The organism is Streptomyces sp. NPDC059443, assembly GCF_042750105.1.
GTDB lineage: Bacteria > Actinomycetota > Actinomycetes > Streptomycetales > Streptomycetaceae > Streptomyces.
This window is the reverse complement of sequence record NZ_JBHYVM010000060.1, coordinates 1-19,219: the sequence shown is the minus strand read 5'-3', so window position 1 is coordinate 19,219 and position 19,219 is coordinate 1. Positions and strand designations below refer to the sequence as shown.

Below are 19,219 nucleotides of genomic sequence, written 5' to 3'. Positions count from 1 at the left end.
CCGCCCGCGGCGCCGCGCGCCCCCCCCCGCCGCCGTTTTCGCTGCCGGGGCCCCGGTTCGATCAGATTTTCGGCCTCTGATCAGATCTTCCCGAGTCGAGAATCGTGACATTTGCCTGCAAACTGGCCCCGTCGGGATCTTCCCGGCTCCTGCGGGGAGGAGGTACGGGAGTGCGCGCGAGGCGGAGCCGAGCGGTATCGCTGCTGGTCACCTCGGTGGTCCTGACCGCATTCCTGATCCCGGGGGCGATCGCGCAGTCGGAGGACGCCGACCCGGCGCCCGGCCCGGAGACCGCGGCCCCCGCCGCCGCGGACCGGGCGGTCGTGGACCTGGCCCAGCTCCCCGCCGAGCCGCCCGTGCGGCCCGCTCCGCCCGCCGCCCGGGAGCTCTTCGGCGCCGACTGCGACACCGAGATCGTGGGCTCGCAGGTGATCGCGTACTGCCACAACGCCTATCCCGACACCGATGTGGTCCGCCTGCACGTGGAGTGCGACCGCTGGTGGGACGTGGACGGGGACGGCGCGCCCGTGGCCATCGGTCCGGCCGGCCGGACCGAGCTCACCGGGCGCTGCTGGAAGGAGGTCCGCTCCGCCTGGGTCAGCCACCGGCGGCAGTGACCCGCGGCTCCTTGCCCAGGCAGGCGAAGGGATAGCCGGCCGCCTCCGAGGCCGCCGTGTCCCCGTCCCCGCGCCGGATCGCCTCGATCAGCCGGGCGTGGTCCATGTGCGAGGCGGGATCGAGGTCCGCGCCCACGTCCACGCGCAGCCAATCGGCCACCAGATCGCCGAGGTCCGCGTACAGCTCGATGAGCACGTCGTTGTGCGAGGCCGCCACCACCGCCATGTGCAGGGCCACGTCCGCCGCGATGAACACCTCCGCGTCCCCGCCCGACCACGCCTCCTCGCGCCGGGCGAGCAGCGCGTCCAGCTGTACGAGGTCCCGCGCGGTCCGCCGCTCCGCCGCGAGGCGGGCCGCCGAGGACTCCAGCGTCGAGCGCAGCTCCGCGATGTGGCGCGGGTCGGCCCCGGCGAAGCGGCGGTGCATGACCCCGGCCAGCTCGCTGGTGGCCAGGACGTAGGTCCCCGAGCCCTGGCGGATGTCGAGGAGGCCGTTGTGCGCGAGGGCCCTGACGGCCTCCCGCACGGTGTTGCGGGCGACTCCCAGCAGTTCCACGAGCTCGGGCTCGGTGGGGATGCGGGAGCCGACGGGCCATTCGCCGGTGGTGATCTGGTTCCTGAGCTGGGCGATCACCTGGTCGACGAGCGCGGATCGCCGGGGCGAGGTCAGCGGCATGCGGTCGGGGTTCCTTTCCGGACACGGAATGGGAGGCGGAAGGGGAGGCAGAATGGGTAGCAGACTGGACAACCAATCATCCCATGATTCTATGATGGTTCAATGTCCGACGAAGAAATCCAGACCCTGAACCGGCCCCGGGCCGTGCGCACGGCATCCCCGCAGCCCTTCACCAGCACCCCCGGCGGCCCCGCCGCCCCGCAGCCGACGTGGCTCGGACCCGTGCTCCTCGTCGGCATCGTGCTGGCCGCCCTCAACCTGCGGCCCGCCATCACCAGCCTCGGCGCCCTCTTCGAAGAGACCCGTACGGGCCTCGGCATGAGCGGCACCGTCGCCGGACTCATCACCTCCGTACCCGCCCTCTGCTTCGCCGTCTTCGGCGTCACCGCGCCCCGGCTCTCCCGCCGCTTCGGCCCGGCCGCCGTCGTCTGCGCCGGCATGGCCGCCGTCGCCGCGGGCCTGCTGATCCGGCCCTTCGCGAGCAACGCCGCCGGGTTCCTCGCCGCCAGCGCCCTGACCCTGGCCGGCATAGCCCTGACCAACGTGCTCCTGCCGGTGATCGTCAAGCGCTGGTTCCCGGACCGGGTCGGCACCATGACCGGCCTCTACTCCATGGCCCTGGCCGCCGGCACCTCGCTCGCAGCGGCCGCGACCGTCCCGATGACCGAGGCCCTCGGCGGGAGCTGGCGCACCGGCCTGCTGATGTGGGGCTTCCTCGCCGTGGCCGCCGTCCTGCCCTGGCTGGCCATCGCCGCCGCGGCCCGCCAGGAGAAGGCGGCGGCCGCCGCCGACCCCGCACGCCCGGCCGTCCCCGCCGGAGCCGACACCGGGCCGCGCGTCGTCCGCAGCCGCACCGCGTGGGCCCTCGCCGCCTACTTCGGCCTCCAGGCCACCGGCGCGTACATCACCATGGGCTGGCTCCCGCAGATCTTCCGCGACGCCGGAGTCTCCGCCGGCACGGCCGGAATCCTGCTCGCCGTCACCATGGTCATGGGCGTCCCGCTCGCCTTCGTCATCCCGCGCCTCGCCGGCCGGATGAAGAACCAGGGCCCCATCGCCGTCACCCTCGGCCTCTTCGGTCTCTTCGGCTACCTCGGGCTCTACTTCGCCCCGGCCGCCGGAGCGTGGGCCTGGGCCCTGCTGCTCGGCGTCTCCAACTGCGCCTTCCCGCTCGTCATCACCCTGATCGGGCTGCGCGCCAAGTCCCCGGCCGGCGTGGTCAAGCTCTCCGCCTTCGCACAGAGCACCGGATACCTCATCTCCATCCCCGGACCGCTCCTCATCGGCGCCCTCTACCAGCACAGCGGAGGCTGGGACCTGCCCCTGGCCCTGATGGCCGGACTGCTCGTCCCGCAGATCGCGCTCGGCGTGCTGGCGGGCCGGGACCGCACGATCGAGGACGAATGCGGCATGCGAGACTGAACGGCATGTCGCCCGTACTCGAACCCAATCCCCAGGACGGCCACAAGAAGCTCGGCCTCGTGCTGGGCGCGATGCTCCTCGTGACCGTGATCATCTCCATCATCGCGACCATCGCCTCCCCGGGGTAGCGGGGCCGATGGTGGGGTTATCCCCCCAACCCCTAGGGGGTCAGGCTCAGGGTGAAGTGGGGTGCGTCCCCGATGGGAACCGCCGGCTCGAATCCTTAGATTCGAAGAGCAAGAGCGAGCCCGTCCCACGCGCACCCCACGGAGGCGGCCATGTCGGCCCCCACGCACACACCCGCTCCCCGAACCATCGGGGCCGACGCCCGCCTGCACTGGTGGACGCTCGCTCCCGCCGCCCTCGCCTTCGCCCTCCTGCTCATACTCCTCGCCGGATCCGGCGAGGCCCACGCCGACTCCGGCGGCGGCTCGGCGCTCGTCCAGGTCACCCACCAGCTGCTGCGCGCCGTCGGCTGACAGCGCACCAGGGCCGCGTCCGGGCCACGTGCGCGCCGCGTGCCCGCAGTCGTAGGACCGGGCGGGCGCCCGTGCGCCCCGGCGCTCCCCGCACCCCGGGGTGAGCCCCTCAACACCCTGCGCCCCGTGGCTCGATTCATGCCAAGCTGGGAGCCATGAGCGCCGACACACCCCGCAGGATCGTCCTCCTCCGGCACGCCAAGGCCGAATGGTCGGACGGCACAGACCACGACCGCCCCCTGGCGGAGCGCGGCCGTCACGACGCCCCGGCCGCCGGCCAGAAGCTGGCCCAGACCGGTATCACCTTCGACCTGGCCCTCTGCTCCAGCGCGGCCCGGACCCGCGAGACCTGGAAGCTCGCCGTCCAGGAGCTGCCGCACCGGCCGAAGACCTCGTACGAGGAACGGCTCTACGACGCCTCGCTCGGCGAGCTCATCGCCCTGCTCAACGAGACCTCCGACGAGGTCCACAACCTGCTGGTCATCGGCCACAACCCCGGTGTGCACGCCCTCGCCGACGCCCTGGCCGGGACCGCGGAGGGCGACGTACTGGCCCGGATGAACCGCTCCGGCTTCCCGACCTCCGCGATCGCCGTGGTCTCCTTCACCGGCTCCTGGAAGTCCGTGGAGCACGGCGTCGGCACCCTGCTCGACTTCTGGGCCCCGAAGCACGGCTGAGCGCGCTCCGCGCCCCCAGCCCCCCACGACTACGACTACGACGGAGCGGGCCCCGGCACTCTCCCGTGCCGGGGCCCGCTCCGTCGTAGGGACGGCTCGCCTCACGCCAGGTCGGCGGCCTCGACCTCTTCCCGGGTGATCCCCAGCAGGTACAGCACGGCGTCCAGGAACGGCACGTTCACCGCGGTGTCCGCGGCCTGGCGGACCACCGGCTTGGCGCAGAAGGCCACGCCCAGCCCGGCGGCGTTCAGCATGTCCAGGTCATTGGCTCCGTCGCCGATGGCCACCGTCTGGGCCAGCGGTACGCCGGCCTCCGCGGCGAACCGGCGCAGCAGCCGGGCCTTGCCGGCCCGGTCCACGATCTCGCCGACGACCTTGCCGGTCAGCTTGCCGTCCACGATCTCCAGGGTGTTCGCGGAGGCGAAGTCCAGCCCGAGCCGCTCCCGCAGATCGTCCGTCACCTGGGTGAACCCGCCGGAGACCACGCCCACCTGGTAGCCGAGCCGCTTGAGGGTGCGGATCAGGGTCCGGGCGCCGGGGGTGAGGCGCACCTCGGAGCGGACCTTGTCCACGACGGAGACGTCCAGCCCCGCCAGCAGCGCGACCCGGGCGTGCAGGGACTGCTCGAAGTCCAGCTCGCCGCGCATGGCCCGCTCGGTCACCTCGGCGACCTCGGCCTCGCAGCCGGCGTGCGCCGCGAAGAGCTCGATGACCTCGTCCTGGATCAGCGTGGAGTCCACGTCCATGACGACGAGGCGCTGGGCCCGCCGGTGCAGCCCTGCCGAGACCACGGCCACGTCGACGCCGATCTGCGCGGCGGCGGTGGCCAGGGCGGTGCGCAGCGGCTCGGTCTCGGTGCCGGAGACGGCGAACTCCACCGCCGTCACCGGATACTTCGCGAGCCGGAAGATGCGGTCGATGTTGCCGCCGGTCGCGGTGATCCGCGCGGCGATGGCGGCCGTGGATTCGGCGGTGAGCGGGTGCCCGAGCACGGTGACGTGCGAACGGCCGCTGCCGCGCGGCCGGTTGTCACCGGTGCCGGAGAGGATCTCGGCCTGCAGCTTGAGCGAGTCGGCCCAGCTGTGGACGGTGGCCCGCAGCTCGCCTTCCGTGCTGCCGGCGGGATGGGTGACGAGGGCGCACAGGACGATGCGGCCTCGGGTGACCACCTGCTCGATGTCGACCACGTCGACGGAGTAGGCGGCGAGGGTGTCGAACAGCCCGGCGGTGATCCCGGGACGGTCCTTGCCGAAGATCTTGACGAGGAGGGTGGGGACGTCGGAGGTCTGCGAAGCGCTCATGGTGCCTTCACCGTATCTCCCCGGCCCGCGCGCAAGGACCCCCGTCCCACCTGCCGGAACCGTTTCGCTCCGGACGGCCCCCACGAGGAGGGGAGGGGCGACGGAAAGTCCCGAATCGAACGCTCCGGGTGGCTTTCGACCCTCCCCGCAGGGCCTTCCGTGCGCCCCGACGTGGCCCGGATTCCCCTTGTGGCCGTGCGCCTGAAATAGTTCCCCCGGATGTTCGCCATCCCTAGACTCCCTGACGTCATGGGGGGATCTCGGGGGACTTAAGTGGGGCTGGAGTGCCGGAACTCGTACTGGAATTGAATGGAAGGACCTGGACGCTCGATCCGTCCAGGTCGTACTCGCTGGGGCGCGATCCCCAGGGAGACGTGGTGATCGATGACGCCCGGGTGTCGTGGCGGCACGCCACCATCGCCTGGAACGGGCGGGGTTGGGGGATCGAGGACCACGGGAGCACCAACGGCACGTATGTGCACGGGGCGAGGGTCCAGCAGGCCGAGCTCGTGCCCGGCACGCCGGTGCACCTGGGCAACGCCACCGACGGCCCGCGGCTGAACCCCGTCGCGGGCGCGGCCGCACCGGTGCCGCAGCCGGCCGTGGCGCAGCAGACGCCGGCGCAGGCGTACGCGCAACCGCAGCAGCCCCAGGCCCCGCAGGCCTGGGAACAGCAGCAGGCCCAGCAGGCGCACCAGGCTCAGCAGCAGCAGGGCCAGCAGCAGGCCCCGCCGTTCCCGCAGCAGCAGGGCGGCGGCTCCGCGGCCCCGCTCCCCGCGCAGGGCGGCAGCACTCCGGGCTACGGGGACCACCGCAGCCCGACGACGTTCCACCAGCTCGCGCTGGGTCACGTCATCCGGATCGGCCGTGCGCTGGAGAACGAGCTGGTGGTCTCCGACCTCCAGGTCTCGCGCCACCACGCGGAGTTCCGCTCGATGCCGGGCGGCCGCTTCGAGATCCGCGACCTCGGCAGCCACAACGGCACCTACGTCAACGGCCAGCCGGTGGCGAAGTCCGGTACCGCGCTGCTCGGCCCGAACGACATCGTCGGCGTTGGACACTCGACCTTCCGGATCGTCGGAGACCGGCTCGAAGAGTTCGTCGACACCGGTGACGTCTCCTTCTCGGCCCGCCACCTCACGGTCACGGTCGACGGAGGCAAGCAGATCCTCAAGGACGTCACCTTCGGCGTCCCGGAGAAGTCGCTGATCGGGGTCATCGGCCCCTCCGGCTCCGGAAAGTCGACGCTGCTCAAGGCGCTGACCGGCTACCGCCCGGCCAACGAGGGCGACGTCCTCTACGACAACCGCAACCTGTACAAGCAGTTCGCGGAGCTCCGCCAGCGCATCGGCCTGGTCCCGCAGGACGACATCCTGCACAAGGAGCTGCGGGTCCGCACCGCCCTGAAGTACGCGGCCAAGCTGCGCTTCCCGGCGGACACCACCGAGTCCGAGCGCGCCGCCCGCATCGACGAGGTGCTGCGCGAGCTCAAGCTCGACATCCACAAGGACAAGAAGATCACCGCGCTCTCGGGTGGTCAGCGCAAGCGCGTGTCCGTGGCCCTGGAGCTGCTCACCAAGCCGTCGCTGATCTTCCTGGACGAGCCGACCTCCGGCCTCGACCCGGGCATGGACCGCGACGTCATGCAGCTGCTGCGCGGCCTCGCCGACGACGGCCGCACGGTCCTCGTCGTCACCCACTCGGTCGCCGAGCTGGCCATCTGCGACAAGCTGCTGGTCATGGCCCCGGGCGGTTCGGTGGCCTACTTCGGCCCGCCGGACGAGGCGCTGAACTTCTTCGGCTACACCACCTGGGCCGACGTGTTCTCCGCCTTCGAGAGCTACCGCGACTACGACTGGGCCGGCCGCTGGAAGGGCTCGCAGCACTACCAGCTGTACGCGGCCGACATCGACGCGGTCGCCCCGCAGTCGGTGCAGCCCGCCATGCAGCAGACCCGGCCGCCCAAGCCCCAGAGCTGGGGCTCCCAGCTCTGGACGCTGATCCGCCGCTACGTGTCGGTCATCGCGTCCGACAAGGGCTTCATCGGCCTGATGCTGATCCTCCCGGCGGTCCTGGGCGTGGTCTCCACGGTCATCCCGGCGAAGTTCGGCCTCGCGCCCAACCCGGCCGGCTTCAACAGCGCCGCCGGCACGATCACGCTGATCCTCGCGGTCGGCATGTGCTTCTCGGGCGCCGCGAACTCGGTCCGTGAGCTGATCAAGGAACGGGTGATCTACGAGCGGGAACGCGCGACCGGCCTGTCCCGGTCGGCGTACTTGATGTCGAAGGTGATCGTCCTCGGCATCATCACGGCCATCCAGGGCGTGATCATCTGCGGGATCGGCTTCTTCCCGCGCGACATGCCGACCGAGGGCCTGTTCATGTCCCCGGCCGTGGAGATCTGCCTGTCGATCACCGCGCTGGGCTTCACGTCGATGATGTTCGGCCTGGTCATCTCCTCGCTGGTGAAGACCTCCGAGAAGACGATGCCGCTGCTGGTCATGTTCGCGATCGTCCAGGTCGTGTTCACCGGCATCCTCTTCCAGGTCTACGACTCACCGGGCCTGGAGCAGGTCGCCTGGCTGATGCCGTCCCGCTGGGCCGTCGGCGCCGCGGGCACCACGCTGCACCTGGTCAAGCTCATGCCGCCGTGGGACCGGGACCACCCGGAGAACACCGACCCGCTCTGGGACGCCACGGTCGGCCAGTGGAGCTTCGACATCATCGTGCTGATCCTGCTGGGCGTCGCCTGCGGCTTCGCGGTCGCGCGCCTGCTGCGCCGCCACGAGCCCGAGGTCATGCGCAAGTAGCGCCCGACGCGGCCACACGGCCACACGAACGCCTCAGGGCGGCACCGGAACACCGGGGCCGCCCTGAGGCGCATGGGGGAGCGTGGGGGACGCCAGAGGCCTAGTAGGCGCTGTTGACGTTGTCCATCGAGCCGTACTTGTCGGCCGCGTAGTTGCAGGCGGCGACGATGTTGGCGACCGGGTCGTACAGGTCGAACTTGGTGCCCTTGACGTGGTACGCGGCGAACGTCGGCTGGATGACCTGGAGCAGGCCCTTCGACGGGATGCCGTTCTTGGCGTTGATGTCCCAGTTGTTGATCGCCATCGGGTTGCCGCTCGACTCGCGCATGATGTTGCGGTGGATGCCGGCGTACGTGCCCGGGATGCCCTCCTTCTTCATGATGAAGAGGGCTTCCTTGATCCAGCCGTCCAGGTTGTTCGCGAAGACCGGGGCGCGGTCCGCGGAACGGCTGGCGGCCTCCTTCTGCTCACGGTCCTTCTTGGCGTCCGCCTCGGCCTTGGCCTTCGCGTCCTGCGCGGCCTTGGCCTGCTTGTCCGCGACGACCTGCTGAACGGTGAGGTGCTGGTGCATGGCCTGCGTCTGCGCGCTCTCGACGACCTTGGACCACGCGACGGGGGCGGTGGCCACGACCGTCGAGGTCTCACCGGCGCCGGAGGGCACGAGGGAGAAGGCGAGGGCGGCGGCGCCCAGGGTGGCTACACCGGCGAGCGAAAGCTTGTGGGCCTTCGTCAGACGACGACTGTGGCCGGGAGTGTTGGTCTCGGACATGCGTAGCAACCTCTTCGAATAGCGGGAGCCGCAGGAAAGCGCCACGAGGATCCGGAGATCAGCGGCGCTGTGCGACGAGGGCAATTCTTAGCGGTGGCAAAAACGCCTGGCAAAGGTGTGACGTACGATGCTGCTTAGTGGATCACGGGCGGTTGATCAGCCCCGATTTCAGGGCTCGGCGCTAGGCGCAGCAGCGCTAACGGCGTCCTTATTCGTCCACTAGGGAACTTCGTAAGTGATCTGCGTCCTATGTGCGGGCTCACATCGGCCACGTAACAATCTCACCGACCGTTGCGACAGCAATTCATTCCGTCACCGATCTCATCCTTGAGTAGCAGGCGAACGGCCCGGAACTCCTGCCAAAGGCATAGACGGACCCTCATCCCGCCCTCCCCGGGGCCCCGCGGAGGGCGGGCGCCGGGCCCAACGGCATGGCGGAATGCCCGTTATATACAGCCCCTGCTTCCGTAGCGCCCGGGCCGGACGCCACCCCCGTCCCCACCCCCGTCCCCAGCCCGCTCCCGACCCCGGCCCTACGCCGAGTCCTAGGCCGAGCCCCGCCCCGCCCTAGGCCCCGCGCCCGATCCCGCGGGCCGGCGCCGCGAGTACGGTGAGGCCATGACCGGTAGTCCCCTGCGCGGCGGCCCCTGCGCACCCCGAGGCCCCCGCAGCGGCCTGGCCGCCGTGAGCACCGCGCTGCTCGCCATGAGCCGCCGGCTGGAAGTGCGTGACGTGCTGCGCACGATCGTCGCCTCGGCCCGTGAGCTCCTCGACGCCGAGTACGCCGCCCTCGGCGTCCCGGACGACCACGGCGGCTTCGCCCAGTTCGTGGTGGACGGCATCAGCGAGGAGCAGTGGCGGGCGATCGGCCCGCTGCCCCGCCAGCACGGCATCCTGGCCGCGATGCTCCACCAGGACGGCCCCGAGCGACTGGCCGACGTACGCGAGGACCCGCGCTTCGAGGGCTGGCCCGCCGCCCACCCCGACATGTCCGACTTCCTGGGGCTGCCCATCCGAGACGGCGAGGAGATCCTCGGAGCCCTCTTCCTCGCGAACAAGCGCGCCGCCGCCGACGGCCGGAGCGGATTCACCGACGAGGACGAGGAACTCCTCTCCCTCCTCGCCCAGCACGCGGCGATCGCCCTCACCAACGCCCGCCTCTACGAGCGCAGCCGCGAGCTGACCATCGCCGAGGAGCGCTCCCGCCTCGCCCACGAGCTGCACGACGCGGTCAGCCAGAAGCTCTTCTCGCTGCGCCTGACCGCCCAGGCCGCCGCCGCCCTCGTGGACCGGGACCCGGCCCGGGCCAAGGACGAACTGCATCAGGTGGCCGCCCTCGCGGCGGAAGCCGCCGACGAACTGCGCGCCGCCGTCACCGAGCTCCGCCCCGCCGCCCTGGACGAGGACGGCCTCACCGCCACACTGCGCAACCAGGTCCGGGTCCTGGACCGCGCGCACGCCGCACACGTCACCTTCACCTGCGACGGTGTACGGGCCCTTCCCGCGGCCCAGGAGGAAGCCGTCCTGCGCGTGGCCCAGGAGGCCCTCCACAACGCCCTGCGCCACTCGGACGGGGAGCGGATCGCCGTCACCCTGACCCGCCGCGAGGCCGGGGGAGCCGTCCTGAGGGTCACGGACGACGGGTCCGGCTTCTCCCCTCCCACCGTCCGCCGGGCCGGCCGGCACCTCGGCCTGGTCTCCATGAGGGACCGCGCGGCCGGCGTCGGGGGCCGGCTCACCGTGCACTCGGAGCCCGGTACGGGCACCACGATCGAACTGGAGGTCCCCGGTGGCTGACGCGTCCGGCCCGAGCGGCCGCACCGGCGGCGGCAGCGGCCGCACCGGTATAAGGGTGCTGCTCGTCGACGACCACCAGGTGGTCCGGCGCGGCCTGCGCACCTTCCTGGAGGTCCAGGAGGACATCGAGGTGGTCGGCGAGGCCTCCGACGGGGAGGAGGGCATCGCCCGCGCGGAGGAACTGCGCCCCGACGTCATCCTGATGGACATCAAGATGCCGGGCACCGACGGCATCGAGGCGCTGCGGAGGCTGCGCGCGCTGGCGAACCCGGCCCGCGTGCTGATCGTCACCAGCTTCACCGAGCAGCGCACCGTGGTCCCCGCCCTGCGCGCGGGCGCCGCCGGATACGTCTACAAGGACATCGACCCCGACGCCCTCGCCGCCGCCATCCGCTCGGTCCACGCCGGTCACGTCCTCCTCCAGCCGGAGGTCGCGGAGACCCTGCTCTCCGAGGACGGCCACCCGCCGTCCCCCGGCCGCGCGGGCTCCCTGACCGACCGGGAACGGGAAGTGCTCCGGCACATAGCGGACGGGCGCTCGAACCGGGAGATCGCCCGGTCGCTGGTCCTCTCCGAGAAGACGGTCAAGACGCACGTCTCGAACATCCTGATGAAGCTGGACGTCACCGACCGCACCCAGGCGGCGCTGTGGGCGGTCAGACACGGACTCACGGAGTGATTCATACGGTCGGGTGTATGTCGCCCACATGGCGCATCCCGTTCGTCGGATGACCGTTCTTCATGACGTGCCGCGGCGGCTGGCCGCGGCAGACGTACGGAGGACCAGAACGTGAAGAACATCAAGAAGGCCACTGCCGTCACCATGATCGCGGGCGGCCTCCTCGCCGCCGGCGCGGGTGTCTCCTCGGCGCACGGCGGTGCGTCGGCGGAGGGCGAGGCCCTGAACTCGCCCGGCGTGGCCGCGGGGAACCAGCTCCAGACCCCGGTCCACATCCCGGCGAACGTCGTGGGCAACACGATCAACGTGATCGGCCTGCTGAACGGCGTCTGGGGCAACACGGGCGTCAATTCCTGATGCGCCCCTCGCACCGCCCCGCAGGCTTCGGCCCGCCGCGCCGGACACCGTCCGCCGGGCAGCCGTCGCCCGCGTAGCGGTGCTCGCACCCGGCCCCGCTTCCCCCCTCTCCCCGGGAAGCGGGGCCGTTGGCCAATCAAGCCCCGCCGCGGTCGCGGGTCAGTCCCGGCCCCGCTCCCGATCCTCGACTGCAGAGTTGTACGCCGCGACCAGCGCCCGCCGGGCGACCCGCTCCACGGGCCGCAAGGCCTCCGCCCGCGCGGCCATCTCCGACGCCGCCACCGCCGCCCCGTGGCCCCGCTCGTACGCCAGCGACACCATCAGGTCCACCCGCTGTGCCAGCGACAGCACCCGTACCGCCCGCGGCGGGTACCCGGGAGCCAGCACGTCCCTGGCCGAGGCCTCCGCCCGCGCCCGGTACGCGGACAGCGCCGCCTGCGCCACCGGCCCGGATCCCGCCACGTCGAGGCGCGTCAGCACCACCGTGGCCTCGCGCAGCGCCTCCGCCAGTTCCCGCTCCGCCTCGCCGAGCGAAGGCACGTCCGCCGGCGGAGCCTCCCGCACCGGCAGGCAGTGCCAGGTCACCGAGACGTGCACGTCCCCCTCGGGCCCGACCTCGTACACCTCGGGCACCAGCCCGACCGCCGCGCCCACCGCGACGACCGCCTCCTCGGCGTCCAGCGCCCTCGCGTTGAACTCCGGCGGCCCGCTCAGCCCCAGCGGATGCCCCGGCGCCGGCAGGGCGACCCGCAGCCCGGTCACCCCCAGCGCACGCAGCCGTCCCAGCGCGAGGGTGAGTCCCACCGGGCCGGTTTCCCCCGGAAGCCCCTCCACCCGGTGCACGGCGTCCTCGCCCACGATCGACACGACGGCCTCGTCGGGCGAGACCAGACCGGCCAGCAGAGCGTTCCCCCAGGCGGCGAGCCGCCCTGAACGTGGTTCGAAAAGCATCCCCCTACTTTACGGATCGCCGCCGGTGACCGGGCTGGCGCCCGGACCCCTCCGTGAGTGGCGTAGGTTTTCCCCTGGGGCTGCGCCTTCCGGTGCACAGACGAACCGAGACTGCAAGGGGAGACAACACGCTCATGAGCGATGTTCTGGAGCTGGTGGACGTATCCGTGGTCCGCGAGGGCCGGGCTCTGGTGGACCAGGTCTCCTGGTCGGTCAAGGAGGGGGAGCGCTGGGTGATCCTCGGCCCCAACGGCGCCGGGAAGACCACCCTGCTGAACCTCGCCTCCAGCTACCTCTTCCCCACCAAGGGCTCCGCCTCCATCCTCGGTAGCACCCTCGGCAAGGTGGACGTCTTCGAACTGCGTCCCCGCATCGGCATGGCCGGCATCGCGATGGCCGACAAGCTCCCGAAGCGCCAGACCGTCCTGGAGACCGTCCTCACCGCCGCGTACGGGATGACGGCCACCTGGCAGGAGGAGTACGAGGACATCGACGAGCAGCGCGCCCGCGCGTTCCTCGACCGCCTCGGCATGACGGAGTACCTCGACCGGAAGTTCGGCACCCTCTCCGAGGGCGAGCGCAAGCGCACCCTGATCGCCCGCGCCCTGATGACCGACCCCGAGCTGCTGCTCCTCGACGAGCCCGCGGCCGGTCTGGACCTCGGCGGCCGCGAAGACCTCGTACGGCGCCTCGGCCGGCTGGCCCGCGACCCCCTGGCGCCGTCCATGATCATGGTCACGCACCACGTCGAGGAGATCGCCCCCGGTTTCACGCACGTGCTGATGATCCGCCAGGGCAAGGTGATCGCCGCCGGTCCCATCGACCTGGAACTGACCTCGCGCAACCTCTCCCTGTGCTTCGGGCTGCCGCTCGTCGTCGAACGCAACGGGAACGACCGCTGGACCGCCCAGGGCCTGCCCCTGCGCTAGGCCGGGGCTCCCGCACCCTGTCCGGACCGCGCCCGCCCGACCTACCATGACCATGTGGACATCGACGCGTGGGTGTGGTGGCTCATCGGCGCGGTCGGACTGGGCATCCCCCTCGTCCTGACCGCGATGCCCGAGTTCGGCATGTTCGCGGCCGGCGCCGTGGCGGCGGCCGTCACGGCGGCCCTCGGCGGGGGAGTGGTCGCCCAGGTACTGGTCTTCGTGATCGCGTCGGTCGCCCTCCTCGCGGTGGTCCGCCCGATCGCCAACCGGAGCCGCAGCCAGAAGCCCCAGCACCGCAGCGGAATCGACGCCTTGAAGGGCCGCAGCGCCGTGGTCCTGGAGCGGGTCGACGGCAGCGGAGCGGGCCGGATCAAGCTCGCCGGGGAGATCTGGTCGGCCCGGGCCCTGGACGCGGACAGCAGTTTCGAACCGGGCCAGTCCGTCGACGTGGTGGAGATCGACGGGGCGACCGCGGTCGTCATGTGAGCAGCATGTGAGCAAGCAGCCGACTCGCGGCCCCGGGGTCTGCGAGACTCCGCTCAACGGGGCAGCACAGACAGCCGGAAGGGCACGGGGAACCGCATGCAACCGATCATCATCGTCCTGATCATTCTCGTGGTTCTGGTCTTCATCGCACTGGTCAAGACGATCCAGGTGATCCCGCAGGCCAGCGCCGCCATCGTCGAACGGTTCGGCCGCTACACCCGCACCCTCAACGCGGGCCTGAACATCGTCGTCCCGTTCATCGACTCGATCCGCAACCGGATCGACCTCCGCGAGCAGGTCGTCCCCTTTCCGCCGCAGCCGGTCATCACCCAGGACAACCTGGTGGTCAACATCGACACGGTCATCTACTACCAGGTGACCGACGCCCGCGCCGCGACGTACGAGGTGGCCAGCTACATCCAGGCCATCGAGCAGCTCACCGTCACCACCCTCCGCAACATCATCGGCGGCATGGACCTGGAGCGGACCCTGACCTCCCGCGAGGAGATCAACGCGGCCCTGCGCGGGGTCCTCGACGAGGCCACCGGCAAGTGGGGCATCCGCGTCAACCGCGTGGAACTCAAGGCCATCGAGCCGCCGACCTCCATCCAGGACTCGATGGAGAAGCAGATGCGCGCCGACCGCGACAAGCGCGCCGCGATCCTCCAGGCCGAGGGTGTCCGCCAGTCCGAGATCCTGCGCGCCGAGGGTGAGAAGCAGTCCTCCATCCTGCGCGCCGAAGGTGACGCCAAGGCCGCCGCCCTGCGCGCCGAGGGCGAGGCGCAGGCCATCCGTACGGTCTTCGAGTCCATCCACGCCGGCGACGCCGACCAGAAGCTGCTCGCCTACCAGTACCTCCAGATGCTCCCGAAGCTCGCCGAGGGCGACGCGAACAAGCTCTGGATCGTCCCGAGCGAGATCGGCGACGCCCTCAAGGGGCTCTCCGGCGCGATGGGCAACTTCGGCCCGATGGGCGCCGCTTCGGGCTTCAACCCGGGCAACATCGGCAACGCGGGCAAGGACGCCGGCGGCGACGCGGCCGACAAGGCCGCCGCGGAGCGCCGCGAACAGCCCCCGATCGACTGAACGGACCGTCCCCTCCTGCATGATTCGGTGAGGCCCCTCGACCTTCATGGCGGGGAGGCGACTCACTCATGCAAAGGGGACGGCTGTGTCTTTTGGGGCTTCCTTCTCGATGTCCCTCTGGGAATCCCTGGCGGTCTTCGCCGCCGGTGTCGGCGCCGGCACCATCAACACGATCGTCGGCTCCGGCACCCTGATCACCTTCCCGGTGCTGCTGGCCACCGGTCTGCCGCCGGTCACCGCGAACGTCTCCAACACCCTCGGCCTCGTGCCCGGTTCGATCAGCGGAGCCCTCGGCTACCGCAAGGAGCTGAAGGGCCAGCGGGCCCGCATCCTGCGGCTCGGAGCCGTCTCCCTCGTCGGCGGACTCGCGGGCGCCGTCCTGCTCCTCGCCCTGCCGTCGGACTCCTTCGACACGATCGTGCCCGTCCTCATCGGCCTGGCCCTCGTACTCGTCGTCTTCCAGCCCCGGCTCGCCGCCGCGCTGCGGGGGCGCCAGGAGGCCGCCGGGGGCGACGCGGGCAACCCCGACGGCGGACCGGCCCTGCTCACCGGCATGCTGCTCGCCAGCGCGTACGGGGGCTACTTCGGCGCCGCCCAGGGCGTGCTCTACCTCGGGCTGATGGGGCTGCTGCTCCGCGACGACCTCCAGCGGATCAACGCGGTGAAGAACGTCGTCGCGGCGATGGTGAACGGCATCGCGGCCGTCTTCTTCCTCTTCGTCGCCGAGTTCGACTGGACGGCCGTCCTGCTCATCGCCGTCGGCTCCACCATCGGCGGCCAGATCGGCGCCAACGTCGGCCGCAAGCTCTCGCCCACCGTCCTGCGCGCGGTCATCGTGACCGTCGGGATCATCGCGATCGTCCAACTGCTGCTCCGCTGAGCGACGTACCCCAGGTACGCCGCCCAGCGCGGCCGTCTACACATCAGGATGAGCGGTCCTAGGCGGAACGCCCCAGCCACTCCGGCAGGGGATCGCGCCCGCCCACCCCCAGCGCGAGCAGCATGGCGTCCGCCGGCGAGGGCACGAACGGCTTCCGGAGGAGCGGCATCCCCGCCTCCTCCGGAGTCCGCGCCGCCTTGCGGTGGTTGTCCTCGGCGCACGAGGCCACCGTGTTCAGCCAGGTGTCCCCACCGCCCTGGGCACGCGGAAGTACGTGGTCCACGGTCGTCGCGCGTTTCCCGCAGTACGCGCACCGGTGTTGGTCCCGGACCAACACACCCCTCCGTGACCAGGGAGCATGTCTTCGGAAGGGCACCCGGACGTACCTGCAGAGCCTGATCACCCGCGGCAGCGGAAGATCCATGGTGGCCGCGCGCACACGCAGCTCGGGGTGCGACTGTTCGACCACGGCCTTGTCCTGAAGGACCAGGACCACGGCCCGGTTCAGGGTCACCGTCGACAGCGGCTCGAAGCTCGCATTCAGCACCAGCGTGTCCCGCATCTCGCCCACCTCCCGTGTGCAGGCCCGCGACCACCATGGCGGCAGGGCCCGCAACCACTCTGGTCGCGCGCGCCACGCGGGACAACGCAATAAAAATGCCCGGTCCTGGACGTCTTTAGACCAGGACCGGGCAAACGCTCGGAGAACGGGAAGCGGAACGATCAGCGTGCGGGGGCCTCGTACTCACCGATCAGCTGCGCCCGCCCCAGGGTGTGGAAGCGCAGATTGAACCCGACGGCCGCCGGCGAGACCTCCGCACCGGGACCCAGCTTCTCCTTGTCCACCGCGTACACGGTGAAGACGTACCGGTGCCGCTCCCCGGCCGGCGGAGCCGCCCCGCCGAAATCCTTGGTGCCGTAGTCGTTCCGCACGTGCACGGCCCCGGCCGGCAGCCCCTCGAACTTCCCGCTGCCCGCCCCGGCCGGCAGCTCGGTCACCGAGACCGGCAGGTCGAAGAGGACCCAGTGCCAGAACCCGCTCCCCGTCGGAGCGTCCGGGTCGAAGCAGGTCACGGCGAAGCTCTTCGTCCCCTCCGGGAACCCCTCCCACCGCAGCTGCGGAGAGACGTTCCCGCCCGAGAGGACCTGGGCGTCCGCCAGATCGGCCCCGGGCCCGATGTCCGTACTCACCACGGAGAAGGTGTGCACCTCGGGGTGGAACTCGTGCGGAAGAGGTGCCCTGCGCTGTTCGGCCACTGTTGAACCTCCGGAATCGAAAAACGCGTACCGGCCGAGCCTAGAGCGCTCCTAGAACCAGTTGCGCTGCGAACCCACGGACGCGATCCACTGGTTCAGGTACGCCGCCCAGTCGGTCCCCTGGTACGAGTGCAGCCCCACCTGGAAGCAGCGGTAGGTGTCGCTGCCCTCGCTGAACAGGCCCGGCTTCTTGTCCATCTCCAGGACGACGTCCATCTCGCGGCCGTCGGAGACGAAGGTCAGCTCGACCTGGTTCAGCCCCCGGTACTGCGACGGCGGCAGGAACTCGATCTCCTGGTAGAAGGGCAGCGTCTGGCGCGTCCCCCGGATGTGCCCGCGCTCCATGTCCGCGCTGCGGAAGGAGAAGCCCAGCTGAACGAAGGCGTCGAGGATCGCCTGCTGCGCCGGCACCGGGTGCACGCTGATCGGGTCGAGGTCGCCGGCGTCCACCGCGCGCGCGATCTCCAGCTCGGTGCTGACCCCGATGTTCATCCCGTGCAGGTGACGGCCGCCGAAGTGGGTGACCGGCGTCTCCCACGGGATCTCCAGCCCGAAGGGCACCACGTGCACCGCACCCGCCTGCACCTGGAAGGCACCGCCGAGGCGCTGCTTGGTGAAGACGATGTCCTGCTTGTACTCCTGGTCGCCGCCCTCCACCTCCACCCGCGCCTGGAGCCCGACGGACAGCCCCTCGATCTGCTGCTCCACGGATCCGCCCTGGATCCGCACCTCGCCCTGGACGATTCCGCCCGGCACCACGTTCGGCTCGGTGATGACCGTGTCGACCGAAGCGCCGCCGGCACCCAGGCTCGCGAACAGCTTCCTGAACCCCATGCTCTGACTCCCCTTGAAGGCTCTGCTGATTACCCCTACAAACGCGGAACCTTAGGCCCCGGTTGCAGGCGTACGTCTTCCACTACGCTCGACCGGATGAGCGCGCGCCCCGACCGTACGCCCCTGGCCCGGTCCTTCTTCGACCGCCCGGTCCTCACCGTTGCCCCGGACCTCCTCGGCCGCACCCTGGTCCGCCGCACCCCGGACGGCCCCATCGAACTGCGCATCACGGAGGTGGAGGCGTACGAGGGACAGACGGACCCCGGCTCCCACGCCTACCGCGGCCGGACGGCGCGCAACGCGTCGATGTTCGGTCCACCCGGACACGCGTACGTCTACTTCATCTACGGCATGTGGTTCAGCCTCAACCTGGTGTGCGGACCGCCGGACCACGCGAGCGGTGTCCTGCTGCGGGCGGGGGAGATCACGATGGGCGCCGAGCTGGCCCGTAAACGTCGGGTTTCGGCCAGAACAGACCGAGAACTGGCCAAAGGCCCGGCCCGCCTGGCCGCGGCCCTGGACGTGGACCGCTCCCTCGACGGCGCGGACCTCTGCGGAGGCCCGGACTCCCCCCTCTCCCTCCTTACGGGGACCTCGACCTCGCCCGACCTGGTGAGCAACGGCCCGCGCACCGGAGTGGGCGGAGCCGGCGCGGCGCACCCCTACCGCTACTGGATCACTCAGGACCCGACGGTGAGCCCGTACCGAGCCCACGCGCCACGCCGCCGCTCAACTTGACTCGGCGAGGGCGGACGCCTAACGTAGCCCGAGCCGCTTGAACGGGGCACTGCTATCAGCAGACCCCCGGAGCGGCCAACCCACACCTACGACTTACCCCTGACGGGGTCTTATTCGGCGTGCCCGAATTCGATTCCAAGCGGCCGATTATGAGCCGCACGGGATAAGCGCTAATGTGGTGGAGCGCCGAAAGGCACAGGCCCTCCAACGGCCACCGAATTCAAATCCAAGTCGGAAACGACAACGGAAATGATCTGGTAGAGTTGGAAACGAAGGAAGCGCCCGGAGGGCCTGGAAACAGGAACAAAGGAAGCGATCGTTCCTTGAGAACTCAACAGCGTGCCAAAAATCAACGCCAAAAGTTGATACCCCGTCCACCTCGGTGGATGAGGTTCCTTTGAAAAAGACCTGTGAGGTCGCAGTTTCGGCTGTGATGCTTGCAGGCAATTACACAGCGAGGACGCAGTGGACGGT

21 protein-coding genes are annotated in these 19,219 nt (G+C 70.8%); 14 read left to right on the top strand and 7 right to left on the bottom strand.

The genetic code is table 11. The features are described from left to right. Nucleotides 1-170: 170 nt before the first annotated feature. Nucleotides 171-617 (top strand): hypothetical protein, encoded by a 447-nt coding sequence (locus ACFXDJ_RS35220; protein WP_384851250.1) that lies wholly within the window; start codon nt 171-173, stop codon nt 615-617. On the opposite strand, the gene ACFXDJ_RS35215 is transcribed toward ACFXDJ_RS35220, so the two are convergent. After that, nucleotides 598-1,293 carry a FadR/GntR family transcriptional regulator gene (locus tag ACFXDJ_RS35215; protein ID WP_384663825.1) on the bottom strand — a complete coding sequence of 232 codons (696 nt, stop codon included), beginning with the start codon at nt 1,291-1,293 and terminating at the stop codon, nt 598-600. The genes ACFXDJ_RS35220 and ACFXDJ_RS35215 overlap by 20 nt on opposite strands. Nucleotides 1,294-1,395: 102 nt before the next feature. On the opposite strand from ACFXDJ_RS35215, the gene ACFXDJ_RS35210 reads away from it, so the two are divergent. From ACFXDJ_RS35210 to ACFXDJ_RS35195, 4 genes are all read left to right on the top strand, one after another. Then, a complete protein-coding gene (locus tag ACFXDJ_RS35210) occupies nt 1,396-2,715 on the top strand; it encodes a CynX/NimT family MFS transporter (protein WP_384663827.1) in 1,320 nt (439 codons plus the stop codon). Nucleotides 2,716-2,720: 5 nt separating this feature from the next. Next, nucleotides 2,721-2,843 carry an SGM_5486 family transporter-associated protein gene (locus ACFXDJ_RS35205; RefSeq protein ID WP_384663829.1) on the top strand — a complete coding sequence of 41 codons (123 nt, stop codon included), beginning with the start codon at nt 2,721-2,723 and terminating at the stop codon, nt 2,841-2,843. Between the two features lie 150 nt (nt 2,844-2,993). Then, entirely contained in the window at nt 2,994-3,194 is a 201-nt protein-coding gene (locus ACFXDJ_RS35200) for a hypothetical protein (protein WP_384663831.1), read from the top strand. Nucleotides 3,195-3,349: 155 nt separating this feature from the next. Continuing rightward, nucleotides 3,350-3,871, top strand: coding sequence for a SixA phosphatase family protein (locus ACFXDJ_RS35195; protein WP_384663833.1), 522 nt, complete (start codon nt 3,350-3,352; stop codon nt 3,869-3,871). A gap of 101 nt (nt 3,872-3,972) precedes the next feature. Here ACFXDJ_RS35195 and serB read toward each other — a convergent pair whose 3' ends face one another. Continuing rightward, the gene (gene serB / locus ACFXDJ_RS35190; protein ID WP_384658320.1) at nt 3,973-5,172 is read right to left on the bottom strand and encodes a phosphoserine phosphatase SerB; all 1,200 of its coding nucleotides are present in this window, start codon (nt 5,170-5,172) and stop codon (nt 3,973-3,975) included. Nucleotides 5,173-5,456: 284 nt separating this feature from the next. On the opposite strand from serB, the gene ACFXDJ_RS35185 reads away from it, so the two are divergent. Continuing rightward, nucleotides 5,457-7,982, top strand: coding sequence for an FHA domain-containing protein (locus ACFXDJ_RS35185; protein WP_384658317.1), 2,526 nt, complete (start codon nt 5,457-5,459; stop codon nt 7,980-7,982). 100 nt (nt 7,983-8,082) lie between these two features. Here ACFXDJ_RS35185 and ACFXDJ_RS35180 read toward each other — a convergent pair whose 3' ends face one another. Next, the gene (locus ACFXDJ_RS35180) at nt 8,083-8,751 is read right to left on the bottom strand and encodes a transglycosylase SLT domain-containing protein (protein WP_384658314.1); all 669 of its coding nucleotides are present in this window, start codon (nt 8,749-8,751) and stop codon (nt 8,083-8,085) included. 618 nt (nt 8,752-9,369) lie between these two features. On the opposite strand from ACFXDJ_RS35180, the gene ACFXDJ_RS35175 reads away from it, so the two are divergent. The 3 genes from ACFXDJ_RS35175 to ACFXDJ_RS35165 all read left to right on the top strand — a co-directional run bounded on the left by ACFXDJ_RS35175 (nt 9,370) and on the right by ACFXDJ_RS35165 (nt 11,584). Next, the gene (locus tag ACFXDJ_RS35175; RefSeq protein WP_384658311.1) at nt 9,370-10,548 is read left to right on the top strand and encodes a GAF domain-containing sensor histidine kinase; all 1,179 of its coding nucleotides are present in this window, start codon (nt 9,370-9,372) and stop codon (nt 10,546-10,548) included. Next, nucleotides 10,541-11,227 carry a response regulator gene (locus ACFXDJ_RS35170; protein ID WP_384658308.1) on the top strand — a complete coding sequence of 229 codons (687 nt, stop codon included), beginning with the start codon at nt 10,541-10,543 and terminating at the stop codon, nt 11,225-11,227. The genes ACFXDJ_RS35175 and ACFXDJ_RS35170 overlap by 8 nt, the downstream gene beginning before the upstream one ends. Before the next feature lie 111 nt (nt 11,228-11,338). Continuing rightward, the gene (locus tag ACFXDJ_RS35165; RefSeq protein WP_384658306.1) at nt 11,339-11,584 is read left to right on the top strand and encodes a chaplin; all 246 of its coding nucleotides are present in this window, start codon (nt 11,339-11,341) and stop codon (nt 11,582-11,584) included. Between the two features lie 159 nt (nt 11,585-11,743). Here the strand turns inward: ACFXDJ_RS35165 and ACFXDJ_RS35160 are convergent, their stop codons facing one another. Next, complete coding sequence (locus tag ACFXDJ_RS35160) at nt 11,744-12,535, bottom strand: hypothetical protein (RefSeq protein WP_384658303.1); 792 nt, start codon at nt 12,533-12,535, stop codon at nt 11,744-11,746. A 134-nt stretch (nt 12,536-12,669) separates the two neighbouring features. Between ACFXDJ_RS35160 and ACFXDJ_RS35155 the strand changes: the two genes are divergently transcribed. The 4 genes from ACFXDJ_RS35155 to ACFXDJ_RS35140 all read left to right on the top strand — a co-directional run bounded on the left by ACFXDJ_RS35155 (nt 12,670) and on the right by ACFXDJ_RS35140 (nt 15,916). After that, nucleotides 12,670-13,464, top strand: a complete 795-nt coding sequence (locus ACFXDJ_RS35155; RefSeq protein WP_384658300.1) for an ABC transporter ATP-binding protein — start codon at nt 12,670-12,672, stop codon at nt 13,462-13,464. Between the two features lie 54 nt (nt 13,465-13,518). After that, entirely contained in the window at nt 13,519-13,950 is a 432-nt protein-coding gene (locus ACFXDJ_RS35150) for an NfeD family protein (protein ID WP_384658298.1), read from the top strand. 96 nt (nt 13,951-14,046) lie between these two features. Further along, nucleotides 14,047-15,036, top strand: a complete 990-nt coding sequence (locus tag ACFXDJ_RS35145; RefSeq protein ID WP_384658296.1) for an SPFH domain-containing protein — start codon at nt 14,047-14,049, stop codon at nt 15,034-15,036. Nucleotides 15,037-15,145: 109 nt separating this feature from the next. After that, nucleotides 15,146-15,916 (top strand): sulfite exporter TauE/SafE family protein, encoded by a 771-nt coding sequence (locus ACFXDJ_RS35140; RefSeq protein WP_384658322.1) that lies wholly within the window; start codon nt 15,146-15,148, stop codon nt 15,914-15,916. A 58-nt stretch (nt 15,917-15,974) separates the two neighbouring features. Here ACFXDJ_RS35140 and ACFXDJ_RS35135 read toward each other — a convergent pair whose 3' ends face one another. The 3 genes from ACFXDJ_RS35135 to ACFXDJ_RS35125 form a co-directional block, all read right to left on the bottom strand. Continuing rightward, on the bottom strand, nt 15,975-16,478 hold the full coding sequence (locus ACFXDJ_RS35135; RefSeq protein ID WP_384658294.1) for an HNH endonuclease: 504 nt from the start codon (nt 16,476-16,478) through the stop codon (nt 15,975-15,977). Nucleotides 16,479-16,639: 161 nt separating this feature from the next. Beyond that, a complete protein-coding gene (locus tag ACFXDJ_RS35130; protein ID WP_384658291.1) occupies nt 16,640-17,173 on the bottom strand; it encodes a YbhB/YbcL family Raf kinase inhibitor-like protein in 534 nt (177 codons plus the stop codon). A 51-nt stretch (nt 17,174-17,224) separates the two neighbouring features. After that, nucleotides 17,225-18,007 carry a sporulation protein gene (locus ACFXDJ_RS35125; RefSeq protein WP_384658289.1) on the bottom strand — a complete coding sequence of 261 codons (783 nt, stop codon included), beginning with the start codon at nt 18,005-18,007 and terminating at the stop codon, nt 17,225-17,227. Between the two features lie 96 nt (nt 18,008-18,103). On the opposite strand from ACFXDJ_RS35125, the gene ACFXDJ_RS35120 reads away from it, so the two are divergent. Beyond that, the gene (locus ACFXDJ_RS35120) at nt 18,104-18,745 is read left to right on the top strand and encodes a DNA-3-methyladenine glycosylase (protein ID WP_384658286.1); all 642 of its coding nucleotides are present in this window, start codon (nt 18,104-18,106) and stop codon (nt 18,743-18,745) included. Nucleotides 18,746-19,219 lie beyond the last annotated feature (474 nt).

What these genes read in the sequence shown, in the direction of transcription:
- ACFXDJ_RS35160 (WP_384658303.1), bottom strand. Translation starts at nt 12,535, where the DNA reads ATGCTTTTCGAACCACGTTCAGGGCGGCTCGCCGCCTGGGGGAACGCT.
- ACFXDJ_RS35210 (WP_384663827.1), top strand. Translation starts at nt 1,396, where the DNA reads ATGTCCGACGAAGAAATCCAGACCCTGAACCGGCCCCGGGCCGTGCGC.
- ACFXDJ_RS35215 (WP_384663825.1), bottom strand. Translation starts at nt 1,293, where the DNA reads ATGCCGCTGACCTCGCCCCGGCGATCCGCGCTCGTCGACCAGGTGATC.
- ACFXDJ_RS35135 (WP_384658294.1), bottom strand. Translation starts at nt 16,478, where the DNA reads ATGCGGGACACGCTGGTGCTGAATGCGAGCTTCGAGCCGCTGTCGACG.
- ACFXDJ_RS35155 (WP_384658300.1), top strand. Translation starts at nt 12,670, where the DNA reads ATGAGCGATGTTCTGGAGCTGGTGGACGTATCCGTGGTCCGCGAGGGC.
- ACFXDJ_RS35205 (WP_384663829.1), top strand. Translation starts at nt 2,721, where the DNA reads ATGTCGCCCGTACTCGAACCCAATCCCCAGGACGGCCACAAGAAGCTC.
- ACFXDJ_RS35140 (WP_384658322.1), top strand. Translation starts at nt 15,146, where the DNA reads ATGTCCCTCTGGGAATCCCTGGCGGTCTTCGCCGCCGGTGTCGGCGCC.
- serB (WP_384658320.1), bottom strand. Translation starts at nt 5,172, where the DNA reads ATGAGCGCTTCGCAGACCTCCGACGTCCCCACCCTCCTCGTCAAGATC.
- ACFXDJ_RS35145 (WP_384658296.1), top strand. Translation starts at nt 14,047, where the DNA reads ATGCAACCGATCATCATCGTCCTGATCATTCTCGTGGTTCTGGTCTTC.
- ACFXDJ_RS35175 (WP_384658311.1), top strand. Translation starts at nt 9,370, where the DNA reads ATGACCGGTAGTCCCCTGCGCGGCGGCCCCTGCGCACCCCGAGGCCCC.
- ACFXDJ_RS35125 (WP_384658289.1), bottom strand. Translation starts at nt 18,007, where the DNA reads ATGGGGTTCAGGAAGCTGTTCGCGAGCCTGGGTGCCGGCGGCGCTTCG.
- ACFXDJ_RS35200 (WP_384663831.1), top strand. Translation starts at nt 2,994, where the DNA reads ATGTCGGCCCCCACGCACACACCCGCTCCCCGAACCATCGGGGCCGAC.
- ACFXDJ_RS35195 (WP_384663833.1), top strand. Translation starts at nt 3,350, where the DNA reads ATGAGCGCCGACACACCCCGCAGGATCGTCCTCCTCCGGCACGCCAAG.
- ACFXDJ_RS35180 (WP_384658314.1), bottom strand. Translation starts at nt 8,751, where the DNA reads ATGTCCGAGACCAACACTCCCGGCCACAGTCGTCGTCTGACGAAGGCC.
- ACFXDJ_RS35120 (WP_384658286.1), top strand. Translation starts at nt 18,104, where the DNA reads ATGAGCGCGCGCCCCGACCGTACGCCCCTGGCCCGGTCCTTCTTCGAC.